A 25,833-nucleotide genomic window follows, 5' to 3' on the forward strand; every position below is an offset into this window, starting at 1 on the left:
CGGCGCGGAAGGGCGCCGAAGTGGCCTGCGCCACAAGGAAAAGAGAGGGCGGCGCGGCTCAGACGGCCGGGCCCGCCGCCACCAGGCGCAGCACCGCGTCCAGCCCGCGGATACCGCCCGGCGCCGCACCGCTCGGCAGGACGTAGGAGCGCAGCCCGGCGAGCGCACCGCCGCCGTCCTTGGCGGGGTGATCGCCGACCATCAACGCCTGCCCGGGAGCCGGCCCGAGCAGCGTGCAGGCGTGCTGGAAGAGGGCCGGATCGGGCTTCTCGGTGTGGTGCTCGAAGGAGTGCACCCAGGCCCCGACATGCTCCGCGAGCCCGTGGTGGGCGAAGGTCGGCCGCAGATCCCAGCCCACATCGCTCACCACCCCGACCGCGATCCCGCGCTCCGCCAGCGCCGCGAGGGTCCGCGCGCTGTCCGCGTACGGCAGCCAGTGCTCCGGCGTCCGCAGCTGCTCGTACAGCGCCTCCGCATACGGCGCGAGCGCGGGCACCGACGCGTACCAGGTGGTGAAGGCGTGCCGGTGGGCCCGGGCGGAGGTGTCGCGGGCATGCTGCGCGGCGCGCACCCCGGGGTCGGTCAGCCCCGTCGCCAGGGCGGTCAGCCAGGCGTCCATCGTGGCGTCGTCGACGGCGAAGGGGACGGCCGCCCGGATGCGGTCGGCGTACGGCGCCATCTGGAAGAGGGTCCCGGAGAAGTCGAGGAGCACCCCGGCGACCGGCACCGGCGGCCTCGCCGCCACCGCGCGGATCGGGCCTTCGGGTCCGTACTCCGGGAGAGAAGCCATGGGCCCTTCCTACCGGGTCCGGGCCCGGGGGGGGGGGGGGGGGGTGGGGTGGTGTGGGGGGGGGGGGGGGGGGAGGTTTTTCCCCTCCCCCCCCCCCCCCCCCCCGGAGCCGTACCGGCTCAGGCGTACGCCGCCGCGCCGTCCGTCGGCTCGTCGTCGCGGGCGACCGGTGCCAGCGCCGGGGCCGAGGAGAGCGGGCGGTCGGTGAAGAAGCGGGCGGTGAGGTCGGCGACGGCCTGCGGGCGCTCCAGAACGACCCAGTGGTCGGTGTCCGGGATCACCAGGAAACGGCTGCCGTCGAGGGTGGCGGCGAACCGCCGTTGCTGGGCCGGGGTGGTCACGGTGTCGTGGGCGCCGCTGAACACCAGGGTCGGCACGCCGGTGAGCCCGCCGGAGAAGTCCGGGCGGTCGGTCACCGCCCGCACCAGCGAGTCCAGCGCATGCGGGGAGGTACGGGCCGCATGCAGCATCGATCGCCGTACATAGCGGTAGGCCAGCCGCCGCCGGGTCACGTACCGCCCCTCGTCCAGGCAGAGCAGACCGTCCGTGGCGCGCGTCGCGAAGGCGTCCACCGCGCCCCGCCGCAGCTCCTCGGCGGCCCGCTCCCAGTGGGCGCACTGCTCGTCGCTGATCTGGCACGGGACCCCGCCCAGCGCCAGCCGTGCGATACGGGCGGGGAAGCGCCGGGCGCAGCCGAAGGCGAGGCCGGCGCCGTAGGAGAAGCCGAAGAGGTTGACCCGTGCCACCCCGAGATCGTCGAGGATGTGCTCGATCGCGCGGCACAGCAGCTCGGTGGCGGGGCCCGGCGGCAGCGGTTCGGCGGTGCCCATACCGGGCAGATCGGCGGTGATCACATCGGCCACGGGCCTGAGCCGTTCTTCCATCTGCGGCCACCCGAACATGCCCTGCAGGGCCCCGCCCAGCACCATGACGGGTTCGGTGACACCGTCCGGATGGTGCAGCAGCCGGTAGGTGTAGGACACCCCGCCCACCGACAGGGAGCGGATCGTTTCCTCGGACATGACGTTTCCTTCTCGGGAGATCCGCGGGGGCGGCGCGCGTCAGGCGCGGGTCAGGATGAGTGCGGCGTTGTGGCCGCCGAAGCCGAGCGACGTCTTCGCCGCCCAGTCGAAGGGCGCGGGCCGGGCCGCGCTGCGCACGATCTCCAGGGGGATCCGGGGATCGGGCGTGTCCAGATTGGCGGTCGGCGGGACCAGCTGGGACTCCAGCGCGAGGACGGTGAGCGCGGTCTCGATGCCGCCCGCCGCCCCCAGGGTGTGCCCGGTCATCGCCTTGGTGGAGGTGACCAGCGCGTCCTCGCCCAGGACCCGGCGGAGCGCCGCCGCCTCGATCCGGTCGTTGACGACGGTGGAGGTGCCGTGTGCGTTGACATGGCCGATGTCCCGCGGGCCGACCCCGGCGTCCGCGAGCGCGGTGCGCAGCGCGCGTTCGATGCCGCGGCCCTCGGGGTCGGGGGCGACCGCGGCGTAGGCGTCGCTGGAGGCGCCGTACCCCGCGACGTGGGCACGGACCGTCGCCCCGCGGGCCCGGGCGTGCTCGGGGCGCTCCAGGACGAGGAGCCCGGCGCCCTCGCCGATGACGAATCCGTCCCGGTCGGCGTCGAACGGGCGGCAGGCGGCCGCCGGGTCGTCGCGGCGGGTGGAGACGGCCTTCATCTGGCAGGCGCTGGCGATCAGCAGCCGGGAGCAGACCGATTCGGCGCCGCCCGCGACGGCGATGTCGCAGGCGCCCGAGCGCAGCAGCTGATGGGCGGTGCCCAGCGCGACGGTGCCCGAGGAGCAGGCGGTGGCCACGCCCAGGCTGGGGCCCCGGGCGCCGAGGTCCATCGCGACGCTGCTGGCCGCGCTGTTGACGACGGCGAGCGGCGCGAGCTTGGGGGAGACCCGGCGGGCGCCGCGCTCCAGCAGCGCGGTGTGCTGCTCGTCGTAGAACGGCAGCCCGCCGTGGGCCGAGCCGATGACGACGGCGACGCGGGTGCCGTCCCAGCTCTCGGGGTCGAGACCGGCGTCGGCCATCGCCTCCCGGGCGGCGATCACCGCGAGCTGGGCGAAGCGGTCCATCAGCCGCTGGGTGGCGACGCCCAGCACCTCGGTGGTGTCGAGATCGTCGACGCCGTAGGTGAAGTCGCAGGGCAGATCGGTGAGTTCGGGGCGGTGGCGGACGCCGACCGGGGTGGTCTCGCCGGTGATGGTGTGCCAGGTGGCCTTGGCGCCGACGCCCGCCGCGGTGATCAGCCCCACGCCCGTCACGGCCGCGGCGAACGGCGTGCGGGCCGTCACGCGGCGACTTTGCCGTCGACGGCCGCCACCAGCGCTCCCACGGTGTCCCGGGAGGTGAGCGTGACCTCGTCGAGGTCGACGTCGAGACGGTCCTCGATGAGCAGCCGCAGCTCCTCCAGGGCGAGCGAGTCCATCCGCAGATGCTGCAGCGAGGTCTCGGCGCTGACATCGACCGGGTCGACCCCGAATCGCTGGACCAGCAGGGTGTTGACGACTTCTGCCGCGTTCACGTGGCACTCCTCCGCTTTCGTAGGCGCTGTTGCCAACCGCGTCCTGGCGGGGCTCGCCGGCGGCTCCGGCTGGTTCGGCGGCACCCTTTATACGTCTTCGTCCGGAAGACTCCCCAACGCCGTTCGCTCGATGGGGTGAGGGGCGACGCAGGGGGCGCACGCGCGGTGCGCGCCCCTGCCCGCACGGCGCGGAAGGCACTCGCCCCGTCTAACGGCGCGGGGCGACGGGAGGGTACGGGGCGTGGCCGGATCGGGGTGGGTGCGGCGGCCGGGCCGGGCGGCTCACGCCTCGTCGAGGGTCCGGGTCACCCGGCTCAACAGGGCGCGCAGCGTGCGCAGTTCCGCCAGGTCCAGGCCGGTGGCGGCGAGCATCCGGCGGGGCACCGGCAGCGCCCGCTCGCGCAGCGCGGCGCCGGCGTCGGTGAGGTGGACACCGACCGACCGCTCGTCCTCCGCGCTGCGTACCCGGCGCACCAGGCCCGCCGCCTCCAGGCGCTTGAGGAGCGGGGAGAGGGTGCCGGAGTCGAGGCGCAGCCGCTCGCCGATGGACTTGACGGGGAGCGGTCCGTCCTCCCACAGCACGAGCATCACCAGGTACTGCGGATAGGTCAGCCCGAGGTCCTTGAGGGCGTCCCGGTAGGCCGCGCCGAAGGCGCGCGAGGCGGCGTGCAGCGAGAAGCAGACCTGGTGGTCGAGGCGGAGCAGCTCGGCGTCGGAGAGCGGGGAGTCGGGGGACCCGGAGGGGCTGGGGGAGGCGGCCATGTCCCCAGGTTAGCCGCCGGGGCATTGAATGGCGTGTCATTGAGTTGTGCGCAACTTAGCTGTGTGTCATTGTTCTCTCCGGTGGCCGGGACGCGGCCGCCGGAACCGGAGGGACACTCATGGACGCGCTCTACACCGCCGCCGCCACCGCCAACGGCCGGGACGGCCGCGCCGTCAGCTCCGACGGCCGGCTCGACCTCGCGCTGGCCATGCCGCCCGCGCTCGGCGGCAGCGGCGCGGGCACCAACCCCGAACAGCTCTTCGCCGCCGGGTACGCCGCCTGCTTCGCCAGCGCGATGGCGCAGGTCGGCCGGGAGCTGAAGATCGACACCGCGGAGGTGTCGGTCACCGCCGAGGTCTCCCTCGGCAAGGACGACACCGGCTTCGGCCTCGCCGTCGTGCTGCGCGTCGAGCTGCCGGACACCCTCGCGGGCGAGCGCGGCCGGGAACTGGTCGAGGCCACCCACGCGTTCTGCCCGTACTCCAAGGCCACCCGCGGCAACATCGACGTCGAGCTGGTCATCGAGTGAGGCGCCGGGGCGGGCGGCGCCGTCGCCCGCCCCGCGTGGACCCCTACGCCCGGGAACCGCTGTCCGCCCGGCCCAGGTGGCGCCGGAGGAAGTCCACCTGATGCCGCAGCAGGTGGGTGAAGAGCACCGGATCGGTCGGGGCGTGGCCCGTGCCGGGCAGCGGCAGCACCTCGTGCGGGCGTCCGGCGGCCAGCAGCGCGGCGGAGAGCCGCAGCGTGTGGGCGGCGTGGACGTTGTCGTCCGCCAGCCCGTGCATCAGCAGCAGCGGCCGGGTCAGCCCCGCCGCCTCCCGCGTCAGGGAGCAGGCGTCGTACCACTCGGGGTGCGCGTCCGGATGTCCGAGGAACCGCTCCCGCCAGTGGGTGTCGTAAAGCCGTGGGTCATAGGGGCCCGCGCCCGCGACCGCCGCGTGGAAGAGATCGGGGCGCCGCACCACCGCCGCCACGGCGAGCATCCCGGAGAACGACCAGCCGCGGACCGCGACCCGGCCCGGATCCAGCTCCGGGAACCGCCCCAGCACCTCCGTCAGCGCCGCCGCCTGATCCTCCAGCGCCGCCGACACCACATCGCCGTACACCGTGCGCTCCCAGTCCGGGGAGCGGCCCGGCGTGCCGCGGCCGTCGGTCACCAGCACCGCGAAGCCCTGCTCGGCGAACCACTGCGAGACGAACATCATCGGCGCCTGGTCGTCGGTCACCCGCTGGAGCGCCGGGCCCGCGTACGGATCGACCAGCACCGGCAGCCGCCCGTCGCCCGGCCGGTGCCACGACGGCAGCAGCAACCGGCTGCGCAGCGCCCGCCGCGTCACCGTCAGCCGCCGCTCGCACAGCGCCAGCACCGGCCGCTCGGCGTACGAGGCCACCGGCAGGTCCGGGTGTCCGGCGCGCGTCACCACCGCCGTGGCGCCGGGCCGGTGCGGCGCCCGGGTGATCCGGACCAGCGTGGGGCCGCCGCGCACCCCGGTGTGCACGCCCGGGCCGGTGGTCAGCGGCCGGGCGCCGGTCTCCGGCCGCCAGGACCACAGCGCCTGGCCGACCACGTCCGCGGACGCGGTGAACAGCACCTCCTCGCCGCCGACCCCGAGTACCTCCCGCACCTGGAGCCCGGCGGGGGTGACGGCCGTACCGCCGACGGTCAATTGCCGTGTGCCGTCGGCCCCTTCGGAGTCCCGGTGCGCCACCAGCGCGCCGGACGCGGTACGCGCCGGGGTGCCCGGCACCAGCGTCACCCAGCACGGATCGCGCTGCTCGGCCAGGAGCGCCGGCCGCCCGTCGGCCGGGTCGACCGCGTACGTCCGCAGCCGCTGCTGGTCCCGGCTCTGCACCGCGGCGAACGGGCCGTGGGCATCCCAGCCGGCCGCCGTCAGATACGGGAACTCCGCCCGGTCCCAGGCCACTTCGGTACGGGCGCCGCCGTCGGCCGGTACCAGCCACAGCGTCACCTCCGCGTTGGCGGTGCCCGCCGCCGGGTAGCGCACCGCGCGCGGTGGCGTCGCGGGATGCGCCGGATCGGCCACGTACCAGCGCTCGACGGCGCTCTCGTCGACCCGCGCCACCAGGAGACCGGAGCCGTCCGGCGCCCACCAGTGGCCCCGGTCGCGGCCCATCGAGGCGGCCGCCGCGTACTCGGCCGCGCCGTAGCGGACCTCCGGACCGTCCGGCGCGGCGATCGCACGGTCCCCGGTGCCGTCCGCGCCGATCACCCGCAGCGCGCCGTCCGCGAGATAGGCGATGCGGCGGCCCGCCGGATCGGGCCGCGGATCGGCCGGGCGTCCGGCGACCGGCAGCGGGCGCGCCCGGCCCGTCGCCACCTCCACCGCCCACAGCGCCCCGCCGCACAGACAGGCGGCGAGGGTGCCCGAGGCGTCGGTGGCGTACGCCGTGATGCCGTCGCCGACCGGGCCCGCGCCGTGCGCCGGATCGGCCGGGTCGAACAGCAGCCGTTCGCGGCCCGAGGCGGTGTCCAGCGCCCAGAGGCGGTGCACCGGGTCGTCGCCCGAGGTGCTGCGCAGGAACAGGACGGTGGCGCCGTCGGGGGAGACGGTGAACCGGTCGGGGGCGCCCAGCGCGAAGCGGCGGGTGCGCAGGAACTGGTGCGGAAGGCTCTCGGAAGGCTGCATGGCGGACAGGGTGGAGCGCCCCGGCCCGGCGTCCTACTGTTTCGTCCCGGTACGAAAGGTCTGCGGGGCGGGCGGAGGCGCCGGTACGTCGGTGAGCTGGGCGGACGGCGGACGGCGGACGCGGGGCCTGGGGCTCAGGCCGGAAAACGGCCCGGCCCGGCCGGCGGCGGACGGGGAGGAGCGGCGCATGGGGGAGTGGCTGGTCGATGCCGAGGTGCTGGCGCGGAGCCGGTTCGTGCTCTCGCCGCTGATCGAGACGGTCGCCACGCTGCAGACGCTGACCGCGCACCCGGCCCCCGTCCGGCGCCCGTCGCCCGCGGCGGCGTTCCGCGCGCGGCTCACCGCCGATCCGTTCGTCCGCTCCTGGGCGACGGCCGGGGTCGGGGTGCACTGGACGCCCGACTTCCTCTCCCGGCCACCGCGCCACGACACCCCCACGTTCGCCGGGGAGCTGGCCCGGGTCCGTGCCACCCCCGCCCCCGAGGCCCGCGCGGACCTCGCCACGGCCTGCGGCGGGCGGCTGCCTCGCGGGCTGGACGTCCCCGACCCGGCGGGCCGCGCCGCCGACCTGCTCGAACGGGTGTGGCAGGGCGTCGTCCGCCCCGACTGGCCGCGCCGCAGCCGGGTGCTGGAGGCCGATGTGATCGGGCGGGTGGACCGGCTGAGCCGGCACGGCTGGGCCGCCGCCGTCGCCGACCTCGGCCCGCGCACCCGCTGGCTCGGCAACGGCCGCCTCCGCATCAACGGCGCCGACCGCCCCGCCCGCGACCTCACCGGCGCCGACCTCCTCTTCGTCCCTGTCGGCGGCCCGCACGGCTGGGCGGCGTGGGAGCTGCCCGACCGCTACGCGCTGATCTACCCGGCGTCCGGCACGGCCCTCGTGGGGGGACCGGGTCCGGCCCCGGCCGCGCCGCCACCCGTCCCGGCCTCCCTCGCCCGCCTCCTCGGCACCAACCGCGCCACCCTCCTCACCCTCCTCGACCCGCCCAAGAGCACCAGCCAGCTCGCCGCCCTGACCGGTCTCGGCCTGGGCTCCGTCGGCGGCCATCTGAAGGTCCTGCTCGACGCCGGGCTGGTGACCCGCCGCCGGGCCGGGGCCTCGGTCCTCTACCGCCGCACCCCGGTCGCCGACGCGCTCCTGGGCGCCGGGGGCACGCCGCGCACGGCCGGCGGCTGACCGCTCGCGGCCCGCGCCCCGTGCTTCCGTACGCCTCGCCCGATCGGTCCGCACGGACGCGACAGCCCCCACCGGCGCTCCTAGTGTCGGCCGTGTGACCGCGCCGACCAGCTCCGGAGCCCCGGCCCGGCCGGGCCGCCCCCCTAGGGCCGCCCGGCCGGGGCCCCGTACCCGCGAGGTGCGGCCGTGACCGCCTCGCCGGACGCGCCGCGCGACATCGGGCTGCGCATCGAGGGCGGGGTGGCCGAACCGGAGGAGCTGGCGGCGATCACCGTGATCCTCTACGCCCGCCTCGCCGTCGCCGTCACGGCCGACGGCGCCGACTGGGTGGTGCCCCCGGACGACTCCGAACGCCACCGGCACCCGCCCCGCTCCGCCTGCTGGTCCGGCTGCTGGTGCTGCGGCTGACCTGCCACCCCGGAAGAAAAACCGCATCCGCTGACGAACCCGCCGTGCCCGGCATCCCGTTCGCCCGACACCCGGTGCATTCCGGCCGGTGACCGGCAGAATCCCCACCGGGCCCCGTGAGCGCGGCGCCGTACAGCCGGAAGCGGAGCGGGAGGCCGGATCGTGGCGGAGCATCAGGTGACGGAGCCGGGGACACCGGCGGCGGTGGCGCAGGAGCGGCGGCTCCGCAAGGATCTGGGGTTCTGGGGCCTGACCGCGATCGGCTTCTCCAACATCGTCGGCTCCGGCTGGCTCTTCGCCGCGCTCTACGCCGCGCAGACCGCGGGACCGGCCTCCCTGCTCTCCTGGATCGGCGCCGGTCTGCTCTGCGCGCTGGTCGCCCTCGTCATGATCGAACTGGGCGCCTCCCGGCCCGAGGGCGGCGGCACCGTCCGCTGGCCGCTGCACGCCGGCGGTCCGCTCGTCGGCACCCTCGTCGGCTGGTCGGTGCTGCTCTCCGTCGGCGGCACCGCGGCCGAGATCAGCGCGATCATGCAGTACGCCGCGCACTATCTGCCCGACCTCTACAACGGCCGGACGCTCTCCGCCTCCGGCGTCGCGCTCGCCGCCGGGCTCAGCGTGGTGCTGACCGCGCTGAACTGGTTCGCGGTGCGGATGTTCGCCCGGCTCAACAACCTCGTCTCGATCTTCAAGATCGTGGTCCCGGTGATCACCGTGGCCGCCCTCATCGCCTCCGGCTGGCACTCCGGCCGCCTCACCGACCACGGCGGCTTCGCCCCGTACGGCTACGCCGCCTGTCTGACCGCCCTCGCCGGCGGCGGCATCGTCTACTCCGTCAACGGCTTCCAGGCGCCGCTGGACTTCTCCGGCGAGACCCGCAACCCGCGCCGCACCCTGCCCGCCGCCGTCCTCGCCGGGATCGGGCTGGCGGTGCTGATGTACCTCGCGCTCCAGGTGGCGTTCCTCTTCACCGTCCCCGAGTCGCTGCTCGGCGGCGGCTGGCACGGCGTCTCCTTCGAATCGCCCTTCGGCCAGCTCGCCCTCATCCTCAATCTGCACTGGCTCTCCAGCCTGCTCTACGCCGACGCCGTCCTCTCGCCCGGCGGCTCCGCGTACGTCGGCGTCGCCCTCGACGCCCGCCACACCTACGCACTCGCCAAGAACGGCACCATCCCGCGCTACTTCATGAAGGTGGACGCCCGCTCCGGTGTGCCCCGCCGCGCCCTGGTCGTCAACCTCGCCGTGATCGTCCTCTTCCTGCTGCCGATCGGCGGCTGGCAGCAGATCGTGAGCGTGATGGGCGACATGTACCTGCTGATCTACGCGGCGTCGGCGGTGGCCGCCGCCGTCTTCCGCGCCGACCCCGCCACCACCACCGCCGGCTGGATCCCGGGCCTGCGCTGGCTGGCGCCGCTGAGCTTCGTGGTGGCGAGCGAGTTCGTGTACTGGTCGGGCTGGGAGGCGCTGCGGCTGGCGCTGCCGATGGTCCTCGGCGGGCTGCTGCTCTTCCTCCTCATGCGGCGCCCCGGCACCGTTCCCGCCCCGGGCGAGCCGCCCCGCCGCCCGCTCGCCGCCGAACTGCGCACCGGCGCCTGGCTGGTGTGCTACCTCGCCGCACTGACCGTCCTCTCCCGGCTCGGCTCCTTCGGCGGCACCGGCCTGCTGCCCGCCCCGTACGACTCCCTCACCGTCGCCGCCCTGGCCCTGGTGCTGTTCTCCTGGGCGGTACGGTCCGGCGTCCGGTACCTGGCGGTGGTCCCCGCCCCGGCTCCGGTGGCGGCGGAGTGAGGGCGGGGCCCACCGCGCCCACCAGGCGAAACCGTCCGTACCGGCCTATCCTGGCGGAAGCTTGTGCGTCGGCCCGTCCGGGCGGCGACGGCGACAGGAGGCGGCCACGACACGCCGCGCGCGCCTCCCGCGGCGGACACCAACCGCACCACGGAGGCGTCCATGTTCCGGCGGCGTCCCGCGCGGGAGTTGAGCGCCGACGATCTGCTGACGACGCTCGGCCGGCTCACCGCCCAGGCCCGGGCCGGCGCCGAACTCCAGCGCGCCCGGGTCGAACTGGCCGAGGCGCTCCAGCGGGAGATGCTCCCGGCCGCCCTGCCCGGCGTCCCCGGGGTGCGGGCCGCCGCCGCGTACGCCCCGGCCCGCAACGGCCTGGACATCGGCGGCGACTGGTACGACGGGTTCCCGCTGCCCGGCGGCCGGCTGGCGTTCTGCATCGGCGACGTCCAGGGCCACGACGTCGAGGCGGCGGCGTTCATGGGGCAGATCCGGATGGGGCTGCGCGCCGTGGCGGGCGGCGGCGCCGACCCCGGCGTGGTCCTCGCCCGCGCCAACGAACTGCTCCTCTCGGTGGACAGCCCCCTCTTCGCCACCTGCACCTTCCTCACCTTCGACCCGGTCGCCTGGGAGGTGGTCGCCGCCCGCGCCGGGCATCCGCCGGGCGTGTGGGCCACCGCCGACGGCCGCTGCGGCATCGCCGAGGAGAACGGCGGCGCCCCGCTGGGCGTGCTGCCCGGCGAGACGTACCCGGTCACGTACTGGCGGCTCGCCCCGCGCGGCGCGTTCGCGCTGCTGACCGACGGCGTGGTGGAGGGGCCGTCGTTCCCGATCGAGGCGGGTCTCGCGGAGGCGGCGAAGCGGGTGCGCGACCGCTCCCCGACCGGCGATCCGGCCGATGTCGCCGCGGCGGTGATGGACGTCGCGGAGTTCACCGGCCACACCGACGACGCCGCGGTCGTCGTCCTCTGCTACGACCGGGCGGACCGCGACAACGGGTGAACACGGTGCCGCCGTCCGTGGCGGTGGCCGCGCGGGCTCGGGACCGTTGCCCGATGCTGGGGGGATGCGCACCGGGAAAGTGCCCCCTCTCGCTGCCGACGCCCTGAAGATCCTCGCCCTGGCCGTCGCCTACTTCGTGGGCGCCCGGATCGGTCTGCTGGAGCAGGTGGTGATCGACGGGACGGTGGTCACGCCGATGTGGCCGCCCACCGGTATCGCGCTGAGCTGCCTGCTCGTCTTCGGGCTGCGCATCTGGCCGGGCATCCTGCTCGGCACGTTCTTCGTCATCGCGGGCATCGGCCCGGTGGACGCCGGAATCCTGGGCAATCTCGTGGGCAACACCCTCGCCCCGGTCTGCGCCGCACTGCTGCTGCGCCGGGCCGGGTTCCGTACCGAGCTGGACCGGCTGCGCGACGGGGTGGTGCTGGTGGTGCTCGGCGCGCTGGCCGGAATGCTGGTCAGTGCGACGTTCGGGGCCGGGAACCAGGTGCTGATCGGCCATCTCCCGGCCGCGCAGTTCTGGCCCGCGTGGGCCGCCTGGTGGGCGGGGGACGCGATGGGCGTACTGATCGTCACACCGCTGCTGCTGGTGGCGTGGCACGCCCGCCTGCCGCGCGCGGTCCGCCCGGCGCGTGCCGCGGAGGCGGCGGTGCTGCTGCTCGCCGCCGTCGGCGTCGCGCTGCTGTGCACCCGCAGTTCGCTGTCGCTGCTGTTCCTGGTCTTCCCGCTGATCGTGTGGGCGGCGGTACGGTTCCAGCTGGCCGGTGCCGCGCCCGTCGCGCTGATCGTCTCCCTCCTGGCCATCACGGCGGCCAACGACCGGGCGGGCCCGTTCGCCGGGCACAGCTTTCTGCTGGTGATGGTCAACCTCCAGGCCCTGAACGGCGCGGCGGCGCTCACCGCGCTGCTGCTCGCCGCGCTCGTCGCCGAGCAGAACGCCGTCCGGGAGAAGATCGAGGACGCCTGCCGGGAGCTGGCCGAGGTGGTCGACCGCCTCGCCCCCGGCGAGGCCGCCCACCGCTGGCCACCGGGCGCCACGGCGGCCCGCAGACGGAAGCGGGGGCGGTGACCGCCCGGGTCAGTCGCCCTTTCCGGGATCTGCGTCCCCGGCCAGATGCTCCGCTGCCGCCGTCGCCAGCGGGCGTACCGCCGGATGCCAGGGCCCGGACCGCGGCCCGTCGAGCACCAGGCGGCGCGCGGCGGGCGGATCGAGCGGCAGCAGTACGAGATCCGGCCCGATCAGCGGCCGGGACACCTCCGACAGGACGGTCACGCCCAGTCCCGCCTGCACCATGCTGATCAGCGTGGCGAGGTCGCGGACCCGCCGCGCGGGCGCGAACCGGGCACCGGCCGGGGCATGGAGCTTCCGCACCCGCTCCTCGCAGCCGTCCGGCGAGACCAGGAACGCGTCGTCGGCGAGGTCCGCGAGGGCGATGTGCGGCTCGTCGGCCAGGGGGTGGTCGCGGGGGAGCAGGGCGCGGTAGCCGTCCGAGGCCAGGGCGAGGCCCGGTCCGGGCGGCGGGTCGACGAGGACCGTGGCGTCCGCCGTGCCGTTCGCCAGCCAGTCGGCCAGCTCCTTGCTGTCGCCCTCGAAGACCCGCACCGTCACGCCGGGCAGCTCCGCCCGCCAGTGCCGCAGCAGCTCCGGGAGGAGGCCCCGGCGGACGGTGGGGGTGGCCGCCAGCCGGACCGTACCGCGCAGCGCCCCGTCGTCACCGATCCGCTCCAGCGAACCGACCGCCGCCAGCGCGGCACGGGCATGCGGCAGCGCCCGCCGGCCGAGGGCGGTGGGCCGCGCCGGAGAGGCCCGTACGAGGAGCGGGCCGCCCAGCGTCCGCTCCAGGGTGGCGACCGCGTGCGAGACCGCGGACTGGCTCACCCCCAACTCGTCCGCGGCGGCGCCGAACCCGCCCGTCTCCACGACCGCGAGGAAGGCTCTGAGCTGGGGAAGGTTCACGGACATGCGGCGGCCTCATGGAGCGATGACGGGGATGCGTTGGCCTCATGATGCCGCGCCGGTGAGGCTGGGCGGGCCCGCGGTCGGGGGCCGCTCCCGGCGCCCCGCCCCGTCCACCGTCTCCCCGGGAGAGCCATGCCGTACTTCCGTGTCACCGTCACCGACCCCGCGCTGCCCGCCGGTGTGCAACGAGCCCTGACCGAGGGGCTGACCGCCCTCGCCGTGTCCGTCCTGCGCAAGGACGCCGCACGCACCCTCGTCCACCTCGACCTCGTCCCGCCCGGCCGCTACTTCGTGGCCGGCGCCCCGCTGACCGACGGCCGGGACGCCTACGTCGAGGGCAATCTGACGCGGGGGACGAACACCGCCGAGGAGCGGGCGGCGTTCATCGCTGCGGCGGGCGCGCTGCTCGCGGATGTCCTCGGCCCGCTGGCCCGGCGCGGCGTCGCGCTCCACGAACTGGACCCGGACGGCTACGGCTACGGCGGCGTGACACAACGCGCCCACTACCGCAGCCTCGACCGGGCACCCGCCACGGCATGAGCGCCCCGCATTCCGGCACCCGCCGGAATCATGCGGCAACGGTCAGTGATCTGCCTCACATGGGGGTGGAGGGGTAGGTGTCCTTGTCATTTGCCCTCCGGATAGTCAACAGCCGCCCAATTCAAGTGAGTTGACGGCGCGCCCCAGGTCGGCGGGGCGGTGGCCGTCCTTCCTGGTACGGCGGGGGAGCGGGCGCCGGGCGGCGCGGAGGGGACCTCTCCGCGTCACCGGATGATCGCTTTCCGTATTTCCTTCCGCACCGCATTGCACGTTTGCCCACCCGCTTCGGAAATCCTGCGGAGGAGGACAGCGAAAACTCCGGCGCCCCGCTCACCACGGCGGGCACCGGGCCGGAAGGAGGACACAGACGTGACTCTCAACGATGCGCTCGCCCCGCTGGTGCTGCTCACCGCGGTGCGTGTCTTCGCCCCGGACATGCGCCACCTGACGCGGCGTCTGCTGCGGGCAGGCGTCCGGGCGGGTGCGGCGGCACTGGTCGAGGAACGCCCGCCCGCCCCCGCGTGGCACACCGGGTACGTACCTGCCGCCCAGGACGAGGAGGTCTCCCCGTGAACGCCGACCTACCGCCGGTGCAGTACACCCTGCCGACGGCCCTGGAAGCCTTCCACGACCTGTACGTCAAGGCGTACCTCAACTACGCCCACACCATGCTCGGCGACAAGGAAGCGGCCCAGGCCGTCGTCCGCCGCTGCTTCTCCCACCTCGCCCTCAACTGGGCGCACGTCATCCAGGAGGAGAGCCCCGAGGCGTACGCCTGGGCGTTGCTGAAGGTCCGCGTCGACACCCATCTGCGGCTCACCGGAGCGCCCTCGCGGATGGTGGAGACCACGGCCTTCCAGCGCACCGCGCGCGCCACCCTCGAATCGGTCCGCTGCCAGTTCGAGGTGATGGAGACCTCCCTCGGCCTCTACACCGCCATCGCCTCCCTCCCCGAGCGGCAGTACGACGTGATCGTGCTGCTCCACGTCCTCGGCTACCCCTCGGACCGGGTCGCCGACATCATGGGCGTCACCCGCGACACCGTCCGGTCCCACCGGTGCCTCGCCCGGCGCCGGATCGCCAGAACGCTCGGGCTGCCGCTGACCGCGGCCACCGGCGACGAGAAGGAAGAGGAGTGACCGTGCGGTCCTCGCGCAGCATCCACGAAGTCCTCGACGACGCCGCGATCCCCGACGCCTTCGCCGACTTCGACCTCGCCGCCTCCAAGCGGCACATGGCGTACGACCTCGCCGCCGCCGACGCGGTGCGCCGGGACGCCGCCGCTCTGCGCCCCGCCCCCGGCCGCCGCCCGGCGCTGGTGCTGGTCTCGGCCCACGACCGGGCCGGGGCCGATCTGCGCGCCCTGTGTGCGCAGGCGCTGCACCGCAGCGACGCCGCCGAACTCCTCGCCAAGCTCGCCAACAGCCGCCGCATCGACCCCGACGGCGCCCTCCACTTCGGCAGCCTCCTGCACCTCGCCGGATGCACCGAAGGTGCCCAGTTCTGGTGGCAGTTCGCCGCCGGGGCGGGCAGCGCCGCGGCCGCCCACTGTCTGCACCTGCTCCACCTCGGCCGCGGCGAACTCCGCGACGCCGAGCACTGGGCGGGCCAGGCGGCCGCACTCGCGGGTGGCCCGACCGTGCTCAGCCGGCCGCACACCGCACCGCCCCCCGAAGCCCGCAGACCCCGCGCCGCGCTGCGCGCCGTGCTCGGCCTGCTCACCGTCGACGAGGACGACGAGTTCGGCCGCGTACCGCACCCCGACCCCTGCCTCGCCGACCGGCTGGGAGAACTCGCCGACGCGCTCTGAACCGGCCGGTGACACGGACCGGGGCGCCACGGCCGCACCCGCCTCCACCAGGGGAAATTCCCTGGCCGGTGCGGTGCGGCCGGTGCCATGCTGGAGGGGTGAACGGACCCGAGATCTCCCTCAGCTTCGCCCCCGCGCTCCACCTCTTCCTCCCCGCGGGACGCTCCGGCGACCGTGTGGTGACCGACGGCGCCGCCTCGCTCGGCCATGTCGTCGAATCGCTGGGGGTGCCGCTCACCGAGGTGGGGGAGTTGCGGGTGGACGGTGAGCCGGTCGCCCCCGCGCATGTGCCGCGCGCCGGGGAACGCGTCACGGTGCTCGCCGTCGCCCGCCCGCAGACCGTCCCCGGCGCCCCGCTGCGCTTCCTGCTCGACGTCCATCTCGGCACCCTGGCCCGCCGGTTGCGACTGCTGGGCATCGACGCGGCGTACACCGCCGAGGACCCGGGCGACGCGGCGCTGGCGGCCCGGTCGGCGGCGGAGCGGCGGGTCCTGCTCACCCGTGACCGAGGTCTGCTCCACCGCCGCGAACTGTGGGCCGGCGCCTACGTCTACAGCGACCGCCCCGACGACCAACTCGCCGACATCCTCGGCCGGTTCGTACCCGAGGCCGCGCCCTGGACCCGCTGCACCGCCTGCAACGGCCCGCTCACCGACGCCGGGAAGGACACCGTCGTCGAACGGCTCCACCACGGCACCCGCCGCACCTACGACGTGTTCGCCCGCTGCACGGAGTGCGACCGCGTCTACTGGCGCGGCGCCCACCACGCCCGCCTCCAGGCCCTCGTCGACCGCGCACAGGGCACCCTCGCGGCCGCCCGGAGCTGAGCCGGACGGCCGCGTCGGGCTGGGCGTTTCCCCGGCCCGGGAAACGCCCCCGGCGGCTAGGCCGTCACCGCGTGCGGGATCGCGTATTGGTCGATCAGCTTCGTCCGGGTCGCCTCCAACCGGTGGGCCAGGACCTGCGTGATGGCGCTGACCAGCGTCAGCCCCAGCGCCGGATCGGCGTCGCAGAGCGCCCGTACGCTGCGGGCGTCGAATTCATGGGCGCGCACCGGGCTGAACGCCTCGGCGCCGAAGTCCCACTCGTGCGGTGGGAAGAGCCAGGACCAGCCCAGCAGATCCCCGGGGCCGAGGGTCGCCACCGTGACGCGGCGACGGCCCGGGACGGCCAGGTCGAGCGTCACCGATCCCGAGCGCAGCACCCAGAACCGGTCCGCGCGGCCCCGCTCCTCGAAGATGCGGGTGTCCTGCTCGAACGACACCTCGCGCGCCAGCGTCATCAGCTGGTCACGGTACGCGGTCGGAAGTGCGGTCAGCAGCCGCGTCGCGATGGTCATCTCCGGTGCCCTCCTCGCCGTAGGCGGATGCCCGCCCCCGCAGCGGCGCGGGCGTACGGCCGTTCTCCTTCCATTGGAACCGCGCCGCGCGGCCACGGCACCCTGGGAGGGAGGGACGACCGACGTGACCGGGCCGCCCCGGGGGCGGCGACATCCCGGACACCGGATTTCGGGGCCCCTTCACCCCTCGCTCGGCGGCCGCCGCAGTACGTACCCGCCCACCACCACCGCGATGACGATCACGCACCCGGCGAACGTCAGCCCCGCGCCGCGCAGCCCCAGGGGAAGGGTGAGCGCCCCGACGCCCACCACCGGCAGCGAGATGCCCACGTACGCGGCGAGGAAGAACGCCGAAATGGTGCCGCCCCGGTGGGTGGGCGGGGCCGCCGCGCCCACCGCCGTCAGCCCGGCGCGGAACGCGAGGCCCTGCCCGAACCCGCCGCACAGCGCCCCGCCCACCAGCAGCGGCAGCGACCGCACCGCCAGCGACGCGCCCACCAGCAGCAACCCGGCGACCAGCACCAGGCACCCGGCGGGCAGCGCCCGCCGCACCCCCAGCCGCCCGGACAGCGCCTGCCCGGTCGTCGAGCCGAGGAAGACCGTGAAGACCACCGCGCCCGAGACCGCGAGATTGTGTACGCCCAGCGTCTGGCCGACGAAGCTCGGCGCCACCGCCGTGAACAGCCCCAGCAGCGAGAACCCCGCGAACGCCGCGACCGCCGACGGCACGAACACGCCCCGCACCTCCGGCGGCGGCACCAACCGCCGGGGCCGCGGCGGCGACGGCCGCCCCGGCTCCGCCACCGTCTCCGGCAGCACCCGGATCACCAGCGCCGCGGCCACCGCCAGCAGCGCCAGATGCACCAGGAACGGCAGTTTCAGCGGCCACGGCGCGTACTGCGCCAGCACCCCGGCCAGCAGCGGACCGCACCCGAGCCCGCCCATGTTCGCCGCCGTCGCCGCGAACCCGGCCCACGCCTCACCGCCGGGCCGCGCCAGCTCCAGCACCGCCGCCGTCGCCGCCCCGCTGAACAGCCCCGCCGCGAACCCGGACAGCACCCGCCCCAGCAACAACAGCGGCAGCCCGCCCTCGTCCACGAAACAGAGCGCGCTCGCCGCCGACAGGCCCAGCGCCACCAGCAGCACCGGCCGCCGCCCCACCTCGTCCGAGACGTTCCCGGCGAGCAGCAGCACCGCGATCACCCCCAGCGCGTACGCCGCGAAGACCACGGTCACCATCAGCTGTGACAGACCCAGCTGCTGCCGGTAGAGCCCGTACAACGGGGTCGGCAGCGTGGTGCCCGCCATGCCGATGGCGAACACCACGGCCGCCACGAGGGGCCCGGGACGTCGGTCCGTGCGTCTGATGATCATGACGGCCACAGTAGGAGCCCCGCCGGGCACCGGCGACCGTTCCGCCCGGCGGGCCCCGCCTCAGTCGGCCAGCTGGTCGTACAGCGCCAGCGGCGTCACATACCCCGGCCACCGGCCGTCGTCGAAGAGATGCACCCCGCCGTCCTGGTAGCACTGGTCCACGAGCTGGGAGCAGATCATGTGGCCCGTCGCCGCCACATAGCGGCGCAGCCCCGGCACCGGCAGCTTCAGCCGGTGCGTGGCGATGGCCAGGTAGTCGAGGAAGCTGTACGGCACGCCCTCGTACACCGAGGACGCCGTGCAGATCCGGTCGCGGTCCGCGTCGGTCAGACCGGGCGGGCAGACGTACACCACGTCGGAGCCCGCGTACGAGTCGAGGGGGACGATCCGCGCCCCGCCGGGTTCGGCCTCGATCAGCCGGTCGCCGGGCAGGACGAGGAACGCGTGCTGGTAGTCGGCGAAGCCGTTGCCGTTCAGCCACTGGCCGAGCCGGATCAACCGGCCCACGGTGCCGGATATTTGGGTCAGACCTATGTCGCCGGGTTGCGGACTGGCTTGGATCATCTGCGGCTCCGGGAGAGGCGAAGAGGAGTGCCACCGGTACCCCCGGCTGATACCCGCCCCCGGTACTGACCGACCGTCATCGAAGGTGAGGGAAAAGGAAAAAGGGAGTGCGCGGGCGTACCCGGCCGGCCCCCGCCCGCGCACCCCTCTCAGGACTGCACCACCACCGGGGACGTGCCCTTGTCACCCACCGAGTTGCGCCCGGCGGACGCCGGGATCGGCTTGTCGTCCCGGAGCGCCTGCCACACCTTCGCGGACGCCGCGGGCAGCGCCACCACCCGGTCCGGGTGCTGCGGGTCGTAGGTGACCGGCATCGTCACCATCTTCATGTTCTTCGGGCCGATGCCCTTCAGCTCCTGGGCGAGGCCCAACAGCTTGCCGGTGGAGGCCAGTTGGGAGTCGGCGCGCACGGTCCGCGTCGCGGTGTCCGCCAGCGCGTACAGCTTCGTCGGATTGCTCAGCCCGACATCGTCGATCCGGTGCGTGAGCGCCTTGATGAACGCCTGCTGCAACTGGATCCGCCCCAGGTCGCTGCCGTCCCCGACGCCGTGCCGGGTACGGACCAGGCTCAGCGCCTGCTCGCCCTTGAGGGTGTGCTTCCCGGCCGGGAGGTCGAGCTTGCTGTGGACGTCCTTCACCGCCTGCCTGGTGGTGATGTCGACGCCGCCCAGCTCGTCGATGATCTTCTTGAAGCCGGTGAAGTCGACCTCCAGATAGTGGTCCATCCGCACCCCGGACAGCGACTCGACGGTCTTCACCGTGCACCCCGGGCCGCCCACCTGGTACGACTCGTTGAACATCACCTGGTGTGCGGCGGGCGCCGCACCGCCGCCCGGCTTCGGGCACGCGGGCCGGTCCACCAACGTGTCGCGCGGAATGCTCACCACGCTCGCCGTGCGGTGGTCCTTGTCGACGTGGAGCACCATCGTGGTGTCCGACCGGGCCCCGGTGATGCCCTTGCCGTACTCGCCGCCCGTACCGGCCCGTGAATCGGAGCCCAGCAGCAGGATGTTCATGGCGCCGTCCTTCGAGGCGCCGGGCCGGTCCTTGCCGAGCGCCGCGTTGATGTCGACGCCCTGGAGATTGCCGTTCAGATGCGACCAGAGGTACGCGGTCCCGGCGCCGCCCACGGCCACCACGCCCAGCGCGGTCCATGCGGCGATCCGCAGTCCCTTACGGCGCCGACGCGGCGGCCGGGGCCCGCCCCCGTCCGCCGGGATGTCCGCCGGATACGGCCCGTTGTTCCCGCTGTCCTGCGGCATCTGTACTCCGTCCTCCACCCGCCGGGGCACGGCTGCACCCGGCGTGCGTTGTCGATGGCCCGGGCGCCTCGTCGCGGTCGGCCTGAGCCGGACCGGCCGGGGGCCCGCACGGGCCCGGTGCCCTGGGATGCGGGAGTGCCGTCCGGCGCTCCCGCCTCGCCGGCGCGCTCCGTGCGCGGGCCGGCGGTCCGGGGCGGAGCAGGTCCGCGCCCGGGGCCCGACCATCCTGGGCGGATGCCGCCCCACCGGCAACGACGTCCCGTACTACCCCGCCGCGTAGACGCCCCGCCCCGCACTCGGGGAAACCGCCGTACCTGTGAGGCCCACGGCGCCGCCGCGTCCACTACCCGGCGTCGTACGTGACGGACGACCTATGGCCGGGGTCACAGCGACCCCCGAAGCCCCTCACCCGTAAACATGGGCAATGCGCCTTTTGTCCCCTTGGAGGGAAAGCGGGCCACACGGCCACTCACAACGGCGGAGCCGTACGCTCCGCCCCCTCTCCATCGCCTCCAAGCCGCGAAAACAAGCCGGAAAGGGAACGCGTGAGCGTGCGGTGTCATGCCTCGCATCCCGTGGCCAGCGGTCAAGGCGGGGGAGCGGTCTCGTTCGAAGGGTGAAAACTCGCCATCCGAGGCGCGTCTCACGTTTCGCGGACGGAGTGTCACTCGTACGGGCGTACCCGGTCGGCGGGGCACCGGAATCGGCATGTGCCTCCGTGGCACGGCCTTAGTGTGATCAACGGATTTCCCCGAGCGGCCCGGCCACCGTCCGCCCGACCGGCCCGGGACCACCCACCCCCACCCGACTCCCGCCCTCCGGCGACGGGTTGCCGCATGCCCGGCGACCGCGCGGACCGGGCGTCCACCACGATGAGGAGCGCCGGATGACGATCCCCGCCGGTACCGAGGAAACCCCCGCCGCACAGCAGAGCCTGGGCACCGCCGCCGCGCGGAACCTCGCGAGCACCACCAAGTCCGCACCCCAGATGCAGGGCATCACCTCCCGCTGGCTGCTGAAGATGCTCCCCTGGGTCGAGACGAAGGGCGGCGCCTACCGCGTCAACCGCCGCCTGACCTACACCGTCGGCGACGGCCGCATCGACTTCGACCAGACCGGCTCCCGCGTCGCCGTCATCCCCCAGGAACTGGGCGAACTCGCCCCGCTGCGCGGCTTCGACGACATCGGCGTCCTCACCGCCCTCGCCGACCGCTTCGCGCAGCGCGAGGTCGCCGCCGGCGAGGTCCTCGCCGAGCAGGGCAACCCCGTCGACCAGGTCTTCCTGCTGGCCCACGGCCGCATCGCCCGCACCGCCGACGGCCGCTACGGACAGGCCGCCGGCCTCGGCGTCCTCGCCGACGGCGACCACTTCGGCGCCCAGGGCCTCACCGACCCCGACGCCGTCTGGGAGTACACCGCCAAGGCCGAGACCGCCGGCACCGTCCTCGTCCTCACCCGCCGCGACTTCGCCGCCCTGCTGGACAGCGCGCCCGCACTCCGCAGCCACCTCCAGGAGTTCGCCGCCCTGCCGCAGCAGGCCCAGAACAAGCACGGCGAGGCCGAGATCGCCCTCGCCGCCGGCCACACCGGAGAGCCCACCCTCCCCACCACCTTCGCCGACTACGAACTCCGGCCCCGCGAGTACGAACTGAGCGTCGCCCAGACCGTGCTGCGCGTCCACACCCGCGTCGCCGACCTCTACAACGAGCCGATGGACCAGACCGAGCACCAGCTCCGGCTGACCATCGAGGCGCTGCGCGAACGCCAGGAACACGAGCTGGTCAACAACCCCGAGTTCGGTCTGCTGCACAACGCCGACTACCGCCAGCGCATCCAGACCCACTCCGGCCCGCCCACCCCGGACGACCTCGACGAGCTGATCAGCCGCCGCCGGGGGACGAAGTTCCTCCTCGCCCACCCGCGCACCATCGCCGCCATCGGTCGCGAGATGAACGCCCGCGGCCTCTACCCCGACCACGTCGACCTCAACGGCCAGCAGGCCCCCGCCTGGCGCGGCGTCCCGATCCTGCCCTGCAACAAGATCCCGGTCACCAAGGAGCGCACCAGCTCGATCCTCGCGCTCCGCACCGGCGAGGACAACCAGGGCGTCGTCGGCCTCCACCAGACCGGCCTGCCCGACGAGTACGAGCCCGGACTCTCTGTCCGCTTCATGGGCATCAACGAGCAGGCGATCATCTCGTACCTTGTCTCCACTTATTACTCCGCCGCTGTACTGGTACCGGACGCGCTCGGCGTGCTGGAGAACGTCGAGATCGGCCGCCGGGGCTGACCGGGGCCGAGGCGGACACGACGAGACGAGGTGAGGCGCAGATGACACAGCCCTTCGTACTTCCGGAGTTCTACGAGCCGTATCCCGCACGGCTCAACCCGCATCTGGAGGCGGTCCGTGGCCACTCCAAGGCGTGGGCCCGCGAGATGGAGATGATCGAAGGGTCGGGCATCTGGGACGAGCGGGACTTCGACGCCCACGACTACGCCCTGCTCTGCGCCTACACCCACCCGGACGCCCCGGCGGCGGAGCTCGCCACCGTCACCGACTGGTACGTCTGGGTCTTCTTCTTCGACGACCACTTCCTGGAGAGCTTCAAACGCGGCCAGGACATGGCGGGCGCCAAGGTGTACCTCGACCGGCTGCCCGCCTTCATGCCGGTGGACCCGGCAGGCCCGCCGCCCGAGCCGGTCAACGCCGTCGAGAAGGGCCTCGCCGACCTGTGGCGGCGGACCGTCCCGGCGATGTCCCGCGACTGGCGCCGCCGCTTCGCGGAGTACACCCAGCATCTCCTGGAGGAGTCGCTGTGGGAGCTGGCCAACATCAGCACCGGCCGCATCGCCAACCCCGTCGAGTACATCGAGATGCGCCGCAAGGTCGGCGGCGCCCCCTGGTCCGCCGGGCTCGTCGAGTACGCGGCGGGCGCCGAGATCCCCGCGGCGGTCGCCGCCACCCGTCCGCTGCGGGTTCTCAAGGACACCTTCTCCGACGCCGTCCACCTGCGGAACGACCTCTTCTCCTACCAGCGGGAGATCGAGGAGGAGGGCGAACTCTCCAACGGCGTCCTGGTCTTCGAGACCTTCCTCGACTGCACCACCCAGCAGGCCGCCGACGCCGTCAACGACCTCCTCACCTCCCGCCTCCACCAGTTCGAGCACACCGCACTCACCGAGGTGCCCGTCCTCTGCGCCGAACACGGTCTGTCCCCCGCGGCCTGCGCCGACATCGCCGCGTACGTCAAGGGGCTCCAGGACTGGCAGTCCGGCGGCCACGAATGGCATCTGCGCTCCAGCCGCTACATGAACGCCGCCGCGGACAAGACGCCGAGCGCCCTCGCGCCCGTCCTCGGCGGACCCACCGGCCTCGGTACCTCCGCCGCCCGCATCGCAGGCTCACTCTCGGCCAGCCTTCCGGCCCGCGTCCGGCAACACACCCATGTGCCGTTCCAGGCCGTCGGAAAGGTGCAGCTCCCCGAGCTGTACCTGCCGTACACCACCCGGCTCTCCCCGCATCTGGCGGGCTCCCGGGAACGGATCGTCGGCTGGGCGCGCCGGATGGGCATGCTGGAGCAGCCGCCCGGGCTGCCCGGCGGCGGCTCCGCACCGACCGTCATCTGGGACGAGCACAAGCTCCGCGCCTTCGACTTCGCCCTCTGCTCCGCCGGTATCCACCCGGACGCCACCCCCGAGGGGCTCGACCTCACCACCGGCTGGCTGACCTGGGGCACCTACGGCGACGACTACTACCCGGTGGTCTTCGGCCGCAGCCGCGACGCGGTCGGCGCCCGCGCCTGCACCGACCGGCTGGCCGCCTTCATGCCCGTCGAGTCCGGTGCGGACATCCCGGAGCCGGTGAACGCGCTGGAGCGGGGACTGGCCGATCTGTGGCGGCGCACCGCCGCCCCCATGACGCCCGCCGCCCGCCGGACCTTCCGCCGCACCATCGAGGACATGACCGGAAGCTGGCTGTGGGAGCTCGACAACCACTGGGCGAACCGCATCCCGGACCCGGTCGACTACATCGAGATGCGCCGCCAGACCTTCGGCGCGGACCTCACGATGAGCCTCTCCCGGCTCGGCCACGGCCGCACCGTCCCGCCCGAGATCTACCGCACCCGCCCCGTCCAGGCGATGGAGAACGCCGCCGCGGACTACGCGGGACTCCTCAACGACCTGTTCTCGTACCAGAAGGAGATCCAGTTCGAGGGCGAGGTGCACAACGCCGTCCTCGTCGTGCAGAACTTCTTCGACTGCGGGATGCGTGTGGCGCTGGAGATCGTCAACGATCTGATGACCTCCCGGATGCGGGAGTTCGAGCACATCCTCGCCGTCGAGCTCCCCGCGCTCTTCGACGAGTTCGGGCTCGACGCGGCGGCCCGTGCCACGCTCACCGGCTACGCGGAGGAGCTGAAGCACTGGCTCGCCGGGATCCTCATCTGGCACGAGGGCTGCCGCCGCTACGACGAGGCGGAGCTGCGCCGGCCCGTCGCCGCCCACGGCCGGCGCCTCGGCGGACCCACGGGGTTGGGCACCGCGGCGGCCCGCCTGCGGCCCCGGGGCGTCATGGCGTGAGCGGCGCGGACGCCGGGCGCTCCGCACGGGAGGCGTCCGGCGTCCGCGCGACGGCGGCCGACCAGGCCGCGAGCAGCTGCTCGTATTCGGCCTGCTCCTCGGGCCCCAGTGAACGTCCGGCCCGTGCCGTCATGAACGCCCTTATGGCGGCATTCACCTCGGTCAGAGACCGGGCGTGAGACGCCCCAGGTGCAGAAGTTGAGCACATGATGTGCATGATATGTGCAGAAACGTCAGCTGCCCAGCGTTTTTGCGTCGCCTGCTTGAAAAACCGACGTACCCTCCGCCGTCCCCGACCAGTCCACGGCGCCCGGCAATGACCGGAAACCGGCGCCCGCCGTGCGAAGCAGACCGGGCGCCGTCACCCCTTCCCGCCGGGCCCTGTCACCCCCGTCCACCGGGCACCGGCGGCCACGGAACGTCCGCCAGCAGCGGCACGACCGTCTCCTCCTCGTACGCGAGATGCGCCAGCAACTCCGCCGACATCCGCCGCAGTTCGGTGCGGAACCGCTCCGGCTCGGCCACCCCGACGCCGGTCAGCAACGCCGCCAGCCGCTCCTGGATCCCGGCGATCACCCGGTGCTCCTCGCCCAGCCGCGCGAACACCTCGGCCAGCTCCGGATGGTGCCCGGCCATGACCGGGAAGACATGGCCGTCCTCACCGTCGTGGTGGAACCGCAACGTCCGGCAGAACGCCAGACACCGCTGCCGGATCTGCAACCCGAGGCCCGGCACCGGCGGCGCACCGTCCCCCCGCTGCCTCTCCCGCCCCGCGAAATACGCCTCCGTCTCCGTCGCGACCTGCTGCAACTGCCCGCGCAGCCAGGCGTGCACCTCCAGGATCTTGTCGGCCAGCGTGCGGACCTCCCGCGGCCCGGCCCAGCCCTCGGGCTCCGCCGTCGCCAGCTCCACCACCGGCAATTCCCGCGTGGTGGCCGCCTGGTAGTCGGCGTACCCGGGCGCCACCCGCACCACCTCCCGGAACAGCTCCGCCCGCCGCACCCCCTCGGCGGGCACCGCCAGCGCCTCGAACGCGCGGGTGCCGACCTCGACCCGTACGAGGGGATGGGCCAGCAGATTGTGGTACCAGGACGGATGGCGCGGCGCGCCCAGATTCGAGGCGACGACCAGGAGCGCGCCGCCGTGCCGGACGTAGCCGAGGGGCGTCGTCCGGGAAAGCCCCGAGCGGGCGCCCGTGGTGGTCAGAAGTAGCAGATCGGAGCCCTCGAAGGGGCCACCGACCCGTCCGCCGTGGGCGCGGAACTCCTCGATGACGGATCGGGTGAAGGACAAGGACATA

At 74.2% G+C, this 25,833-nt stretch carries 26 protein-coding genes; 13 read left to right on the top strand and 13 right to left on the bottom strand.

The genetic code is table 11. The annotated features are described in order from the left end of the window. Positions 1 to 58: 58 nt before the first annotated feature. The 5 genes from ACZ4U4_RS26085 to ACZ4U4_RS26105 all read right to left on the bottom strand — a co-directional run bounded on the left by ACZ4U4_RS26085 (position 59) and on the right by ACZ4U4_RS26105 (position 4,082). A complete protein-coding gene (locus tag ACZ4U4_RS26085; RefSeq protein ID WP_467878878.1) occupies positions 59 to 790 on the bottom strand; it encodes an HAD family hydrolase in 732 nt (243 codons plus the stop codon). A 119-nt stretch (positions 791 to 909) separates the two neighbouring features. After that, positions 910 to 1,812, bottom strand: coding sequence for an alpha/beta fold hydrolase (locus ACZ4U4_RS26090; RefSeq protein ID WP_467878881.1), 903 nt, complete (start codon positions 1,810 to 1,812; stop codon positions 910 to 912). A 39-nt stretch (positions 1,813 to 1,851) separates the two neighbouring features. After that, positions 1,852 to 3,090, bottom strand: coding sequence for a beta-ketoacyl-[acyl-carrier-protein] synthase family protein (locus ACZ4U4_RS26095; protein WP_467878884.1), 1,239 nt, complete (start codon positions 3,088 to 3,090; stop codon positions 1,852 to 1,854). Further along, the gene (locus ACZ4U4_RS26100; protein ID WP_467878888.1) at positions 3,087 to 3,320 is read right to left on the bottom strand and encodes an acyl carrier protein; all 234 of its coding nucleotides are present in this window, start codon (positions 3,318 to 3,320) and stop codon (positions 3,087 to 3,089) included. The genes ACZ4U4_RS26095 and ACZ4U4_RS26100 overlap by 4 nt, the downstream gene beginning before the upstream one ends. 282 nt (positions 3,321 to 3,602) lie before the next feature. Beyond that, complete coding sequence (locus tag ACZ4U4_RS26105) at positions 3,603 to 4,082, bottom strand: MarR family winged helix-turn-helix transcriptional regulator (RefSeq protein WP_467878890.1); 480 nt, start codon at positions 4,080 to 4,082, stop codon at positions 3,603 to 3,605. 119 nt (positions 4,083 to 4,201) lie between these two features. Here ACZ4U4_RS26105 and ACZ4U4_RS26110 point away from each other — a divergent pair, with 119 nt between their 5' ends. After that, positions 4,202 to 4,612: an organic hydroperoxide resistance protein gene (locus ACZ4U4_RS26110; RefSeq protein ID WP_467878893.1), complete on the top strand. Its 411-nt coding sequence runs from the start codon at positions 4,202 to 4,204 to the stop codon at positions 4,610 to 4,612. 43 nt (positions 4,613 to 4,655) lie between these two features. Here the strand turns inward: ACZ4U4_RS26110 and ACZ4U4_RS26115 are convergent, their stop codons facing one another. Further along, entirely contained in the window at positions 4,656 to 6,731 is a 2,076-nt protein-coding gene (locus ACZ4U4_RS26115; protein ID WP_467878896.1) for a S9 family peptidase, read from the bottom strand. 187 nt (positions 6,732 to 6,918) lie between these two features. Here ACZ4U4_RS26115 and ACZ4U4_RS26120 point away from each other — a divergent pair, with 187 nt between their 5' ends. The 5 genes from ACZ4U4_RS26120 (at position 6,919) to ACZ4U4_RS26140 (ending at position 12,172) form a co-directional block, all read left to right on the top strand. Continuing rightward, positions 6,919 to 7,908 carry a helix-turn-helix domain-containing protein gene (locus tag ACZ4U4_RS26120; RefSeq protein ID WP_467878899.1) on the top strand — a complete coding sequence of 330 codons (990 nt, stop codon included), beginning with the start codon at positions 6,919 to 6,921 and terminating at the stop codon, positions 7,906 to 7,908. 186 nt (positions 7,909 to 8,094) lie between these two features. Next, complete coding sequence (locus ACZ4U4_RS26125; protein ID WP_467878902.1) at positions 8,095 to 8,316, top strand: acyl-CoA carboxylase subunit epsilon; 222 nt, start codon at positions 8,095 to 8,097, stop codon at positions 8,314 to 8,316. A gap of 162 nt (positions 8,317 to 8,478) precedes the next feature. Further along, entirely contained in the window at positions 8,479 to 10,104 is a 1,626-nt protein-coding gene (locus ACZ4U4_RS26130; protein WP_467878905.1) for an APC family permease, read from the top strand. A gap of 162 nt (positions 10,105 to 10,266) precedes the next feature. Next, complete coding sequence (locus ACZ4U4_RS26135; RefSeq protein WP_467878907.1) at positions 10,267 to 11,103, top strand: PP2C family protein-serine/threonine phosphatase; 837 nt, start codon at positions 10,267 to 10,269, stop codon at positions 11,101 to 11,103. A gap of 64 nt (positions 11,104 to 11,167) precedes the next feature. Then, a complete protein-coding gene (locus ACZ4U4_RS26140; protein ID WP_467878910.1) occupies positions 11,168 to 12,172 on the top strand; it encodes an MASE1 domain-containing protein in 1,005 nt (334 codons plus the stop codon). A 9-nt stretch (positions 12,173 to 12,181) separates the two neighbouring features. On the opposite strand, the gene ACZ4U4_RS26145 is transcribed toward ACZ4U4_RS26140, so the two are convergent. Continuing rightward, positions 12,182 to 13,066, bottom strand: coding sequence for a LysR family transcriptional regulator (locus ACZ4U4_RS26145; RefSeq protein WP_467878913.1), 885 nt, complete (start codon positions 13,064 to 13,066; stop codon positions 12,182 to 12,184). 129 nt (positions 13,067 to 13,195) lie between these two features. Here ACZ4U4_RS26145 and ACZ4U4_RS26150 point away from each other — a divergent pair, with 129 nt between their 5' ends. From ACZ4U4_RS26150 to ACZ4U4_RS26170, 5 genes are all read left to right on the top strand, one after another. Continuing rightward, positions 13,196 to 13,603 carry a tautomerase family protein gene (locus ACZ4U4_RS26150; protein ID WP_467878915.1) on the top strand — a complete coding sequence of 136 codons (408 nt, stop codon included), beginning with the start codon at positions 13,196 to 13,198 and terminating at the stop codon, positions 13,601 to 13,603. A gap of 369 nt (positions 13,604 to 13,972) precedes the next feature. Beyond that, positions 13,973 to 14,176 (top strand): hypothetical protein, encoded by a 204-nt coding sequence (locus ACZ4U4_RS26155; protein WP_467878917.1) that lies wholly within the window; start codon positions 13,973 to 13,975, stop codon positions 14,174 to 14,176. Further along, positions 14,173 to 14,742: a sigma-70 family RNA polymerase sigma factor gene (locus ACZ4U4_RS26160; RefSeq protein WP_467878919.1), complete on the top strand. Its 570-nt coding sequence runs from the start codon at positions 14,173 to 14,175 to the stop codon at positions 14,740 to 14,742. Before ACZ4U4_RS26155 ends, ACZ4U4_RS26160 begins: the two co-directional genes overlap by 4 nt. Then, complete coding sequence (locus ACZ4U4_RS26165) at positions 14,739 to 15,413, top strand: hypothetical protein (RefSeq protein WP_467878922.1); 675 nt, start codon at positions 14,739 to 14,741, stop codon at positions 15,411 to 15,413. Before ACZ4U4_RS26160 ends, ACZ4U4_RS26165 begins: the two co-directional genes overlap by 4 nt. Positions 15,414 to 15,511: 98 nt before the next feature. Beyond that, positions 15,512 to 16,240 (top strand): Mut7-C RNAse domain-containing protein, encoded by a 729-nt coding sequence (locus ACZ4U4_RS26170; protein ID WP_467878924.1) that lies wholly within the window; start codon positions 15,512 to 15,514, stop codon positions 16,238 to 16,240. A 56-nt stretch (positions 16,241 to 16,296) separates the two neighbouring features. Here ACZ4U4_RS26170 and ACZ4U4_RS26175 read toward each other — a convergent pair whose 3' ends face one another. From ACZ4U4_RS26175 to ACZ4U4_RS26190, 4 genes are all read right to left on the bottom strand, one after another. Then, positions 16,297 to 16,752: a cyclic nucleotide-binding domain-containing protein gene (locus ACZ4U4_RS26175; RefSeq protein ID WP_467878926.1), complete on the bottom strand. Its 456-nt coding sequence runs from the start codon at positions 16,750 to 16,752 to the stop codon at positions 16,297 to 16,299. A gap of 180 nt (positions 16,753 to 16,932) precedes the next feature. Next, on the bottom strand, positions 16,933 to 18,126 hold the full coding sequence (locus ACZ4U4_RS26180) for an MFS transporter (RefSeq protein ID WP_467878928.1): 1,194 nt from the start codon (positions 18,124 to 18,126) through the stop codon (positions 16,933 to 16,935). Between the two features lie 60 nt (positions 18,127 to 18,186). Beyond that, positions 18,187 to 18,690, bottom strand: a complete 504-nt coding sequence (locus ACZ4U4_RS26185) for a C40 family peptidase (RefSeq protein ID WP_467878931.1) — start codon at positions 18,688 to 18,690, stop codon at positions 18,187 to 18,189. A gap of 149 nt (positions 18,691 to 18,839) precedes the next feature. Further along, complete coding sequence (locus ACZ4U4_RS26190) at positions 18,840 to 19,952, bottom strand: LCP family protein (RefSeq protein WP_467878933.1); 1,113 nt, start codon at positions 19,950 to 19,952, stop codon at positions 18,840 to 18,842. Positions 19,953 to 20,838: 886 nt separating this feature from the next. Here ACZ4U4_RS26190 and ACZ4U4_RS26195 point away from each other — a divergent pair. After that, complete coding sequence (locus tag ACZ4U4_RS26195; protein ID WP_467878936.1) at positions 20,839 to 22,242, top strand: family 2B encapsulin nanocompartment shell protein; 1,404 nt, start codon at positions 20,839 to 20,841, stop codon at positions 22,240 to 22,242. Positions 22,243 to 22,283: 41 nt separating this feature from the next. Continuing rightward, complete coding sequence (locus ACZ4U4_RS26200) at positions 22,284 to 24,533, top strand: family 2 encapsulin nanocompartment cargo protein terpene cyclase (RefSeq protein ID WP_467878938.1); 2,250 nt, start codon at positions 22,284 to 22,286, stop codon at positions 24,531 to 24,533. Here ACZ4U4_RS26200 and ACZ4U4_RS26205 read toward each other — a convergent pair. Continuing rightward, complete coding sequence (locus ACZ4U4_RS26205; RefSeq protein ID WP_467878940.1) at positions 24,523 to 24,666, bottom strand: hypothetical protein; 144 nt, start codon at positions 24,664 to 24,666, stop codon at positions 24,523 to 24,525. The two genes, ACZ4U4_RS26200 and ACZ4U4_RS26205, sit on opposite strands and share 11 nt — an antisense overlap. A 251-nt stretch (positions 24,667 to 24,917) precedes the next feature. Next, positions 24,918 to 25,832 (bottom strand): nitroreductase/quinone reductase family protein, encoded by a 915-nt coding sequence (locus tag ACZ4U4_RS26210; protein ID WP_467878943.1) that lies wholly within the window; start codon positions 25,830 to 25,832, stop codon positions 24,918 to 24,920. Position 25,833 lies beyond the last annotated feature (1 nt).

This window comes from Streptomyces sp. NPDC029159, assembly GCF_055564055.1.

Bases quoted from the DNA above. Each gene is read 5' to 3' on its own strand.
- ACZ4U4_RS26085 (WP_467878878.1), bottom strand. From the start codon at position 790: ATGGCTTCTCTCCCGGAGTACGGACCCGAAGGCCCGATCCGCGCGGTG.
- ACZ4U4_RS26105 (WP_467878890.1), bottom strand. From the start codon at position 4,082: ATGGCCGCCTCCCCCAGCCCCTCCGGGTCCCCCGACTCCCCGCTCTCC.
- ACZ4U4_RS26210 (WP_467878943.1), bottom strand. From the start codon at position 25,832: ATGTCCTTGTCCTTCACCCGATCCGTCATCGAGGAGTTCCGCGCCCAC.
- ACZ4U4_RS26150 (WP_467878915.1), top strand. From the start codon at position 13,196: ATGCCGTACTTCCGTGTCACCGTCACCGACCCCGCGCTGCCCGCCGGT.
- ACZ4U4_RS26110 (WP_467878893.1), top strand. From the start codon at position 4,202: ATGGACGCGCTCTACACCGCCGCCGCCACCGCCAACGGCCGGGACGGC.
- ACZ4U4_RS26195 (WP_467878936.1), top strand. From the start codon at position 20,839: ATGACGATCCCCGCCGGTACCGAGGAAACCCCCGCCGCACAGCAGAGC.
- ACZ4U4_RS26140 (WP_467878910.1), top strand. From the start codon at position 11,168: ATGCGCACCGGGAAAGTGCCCCCTCTCGCTGCCGACGCCCTGAAGATC.
- ACZ4U4_RS26205 (WP_467878940.1), bottom strand. From the start codon at position 24,666: ATGACGGCACGGGCCGGACGTTCACTGGGGCCCGAGGAGCAGGCCGAA.
- ACZ4U4_RS26145 (WP_467878913.1), bottom strand. From the start codon at position 13,066: ATGTCCGTGAACCTTCCCCAGCTCAGAGCCTTCCTCGCGGTCGTGGAG.
- ACZ4U4_RS26175 (WP_467878926.1), bottom strand. From the start codon at position 16,752: ATGACCATCGCGACGCGGCTGCTGACCGCACTTCCGACCGCGTACCGT.
- ACZ4U4_RS26090 (WP_467878881.1), bottom strand. From the start codon at position 1,812: ATGTCCGAGGAAACGATCCGCTCCCTGTCGGTGGGCGGGGTGTCCTAC.
- ACZ4U4_RS26180 (WP_467878928.1), bottom strand. From the start codon at position 18,126: ATGATCATCAGACGCACGGACCGACGTCCCGGGCCCCTCGTGGCGGCC.
- ACZ4U4_RS26190 (WP_467878933.1), bottom strand. From the start codon at position 19,952: ATGCCGCAGGACAGCGGGAACAACGGGCCGTATCCGGCGGACATCCCG.
- ACZ4U4_RS26115 (WP_467878896.1), bottom strand. From the start codon at position 6,731: ATGCAGCCTTCCGAGAGCCTTCCGCACCAGTTCCTGCGCACCCGCCGC.
- ACZ4U4_RS26185 (WP_467878931.1), bottom strand. From the start codon at position 18,690: ATGATCCAAGCCAGTCCGCAACCCGGCGACATAGGTCTGACCCAAATA.
- ACZ4U4_RS26200 (WP_467878938.1), top strand. From the start codon at position 22,284: ATGACACAGCCCTTCGTACTTCCGGAGTTCTACGAGCCGTATCCCGCA.
- ACZ4U4_RS26120 (WP_467878899.1), top strand. From the start codon at position 6,919: ATGGGGGAGTGGCTGGTCGATGCCGAGGTGCTGGCGCGGAGCCGGTTC.
- ACZ4U4_RS26135 (WP_467878907.1), top strand. From the start codon at position 10,267: ATGTTCCGGCGGCGTCCCGCGCGGGAGTTGAGCGCCGACGATCTGCTG.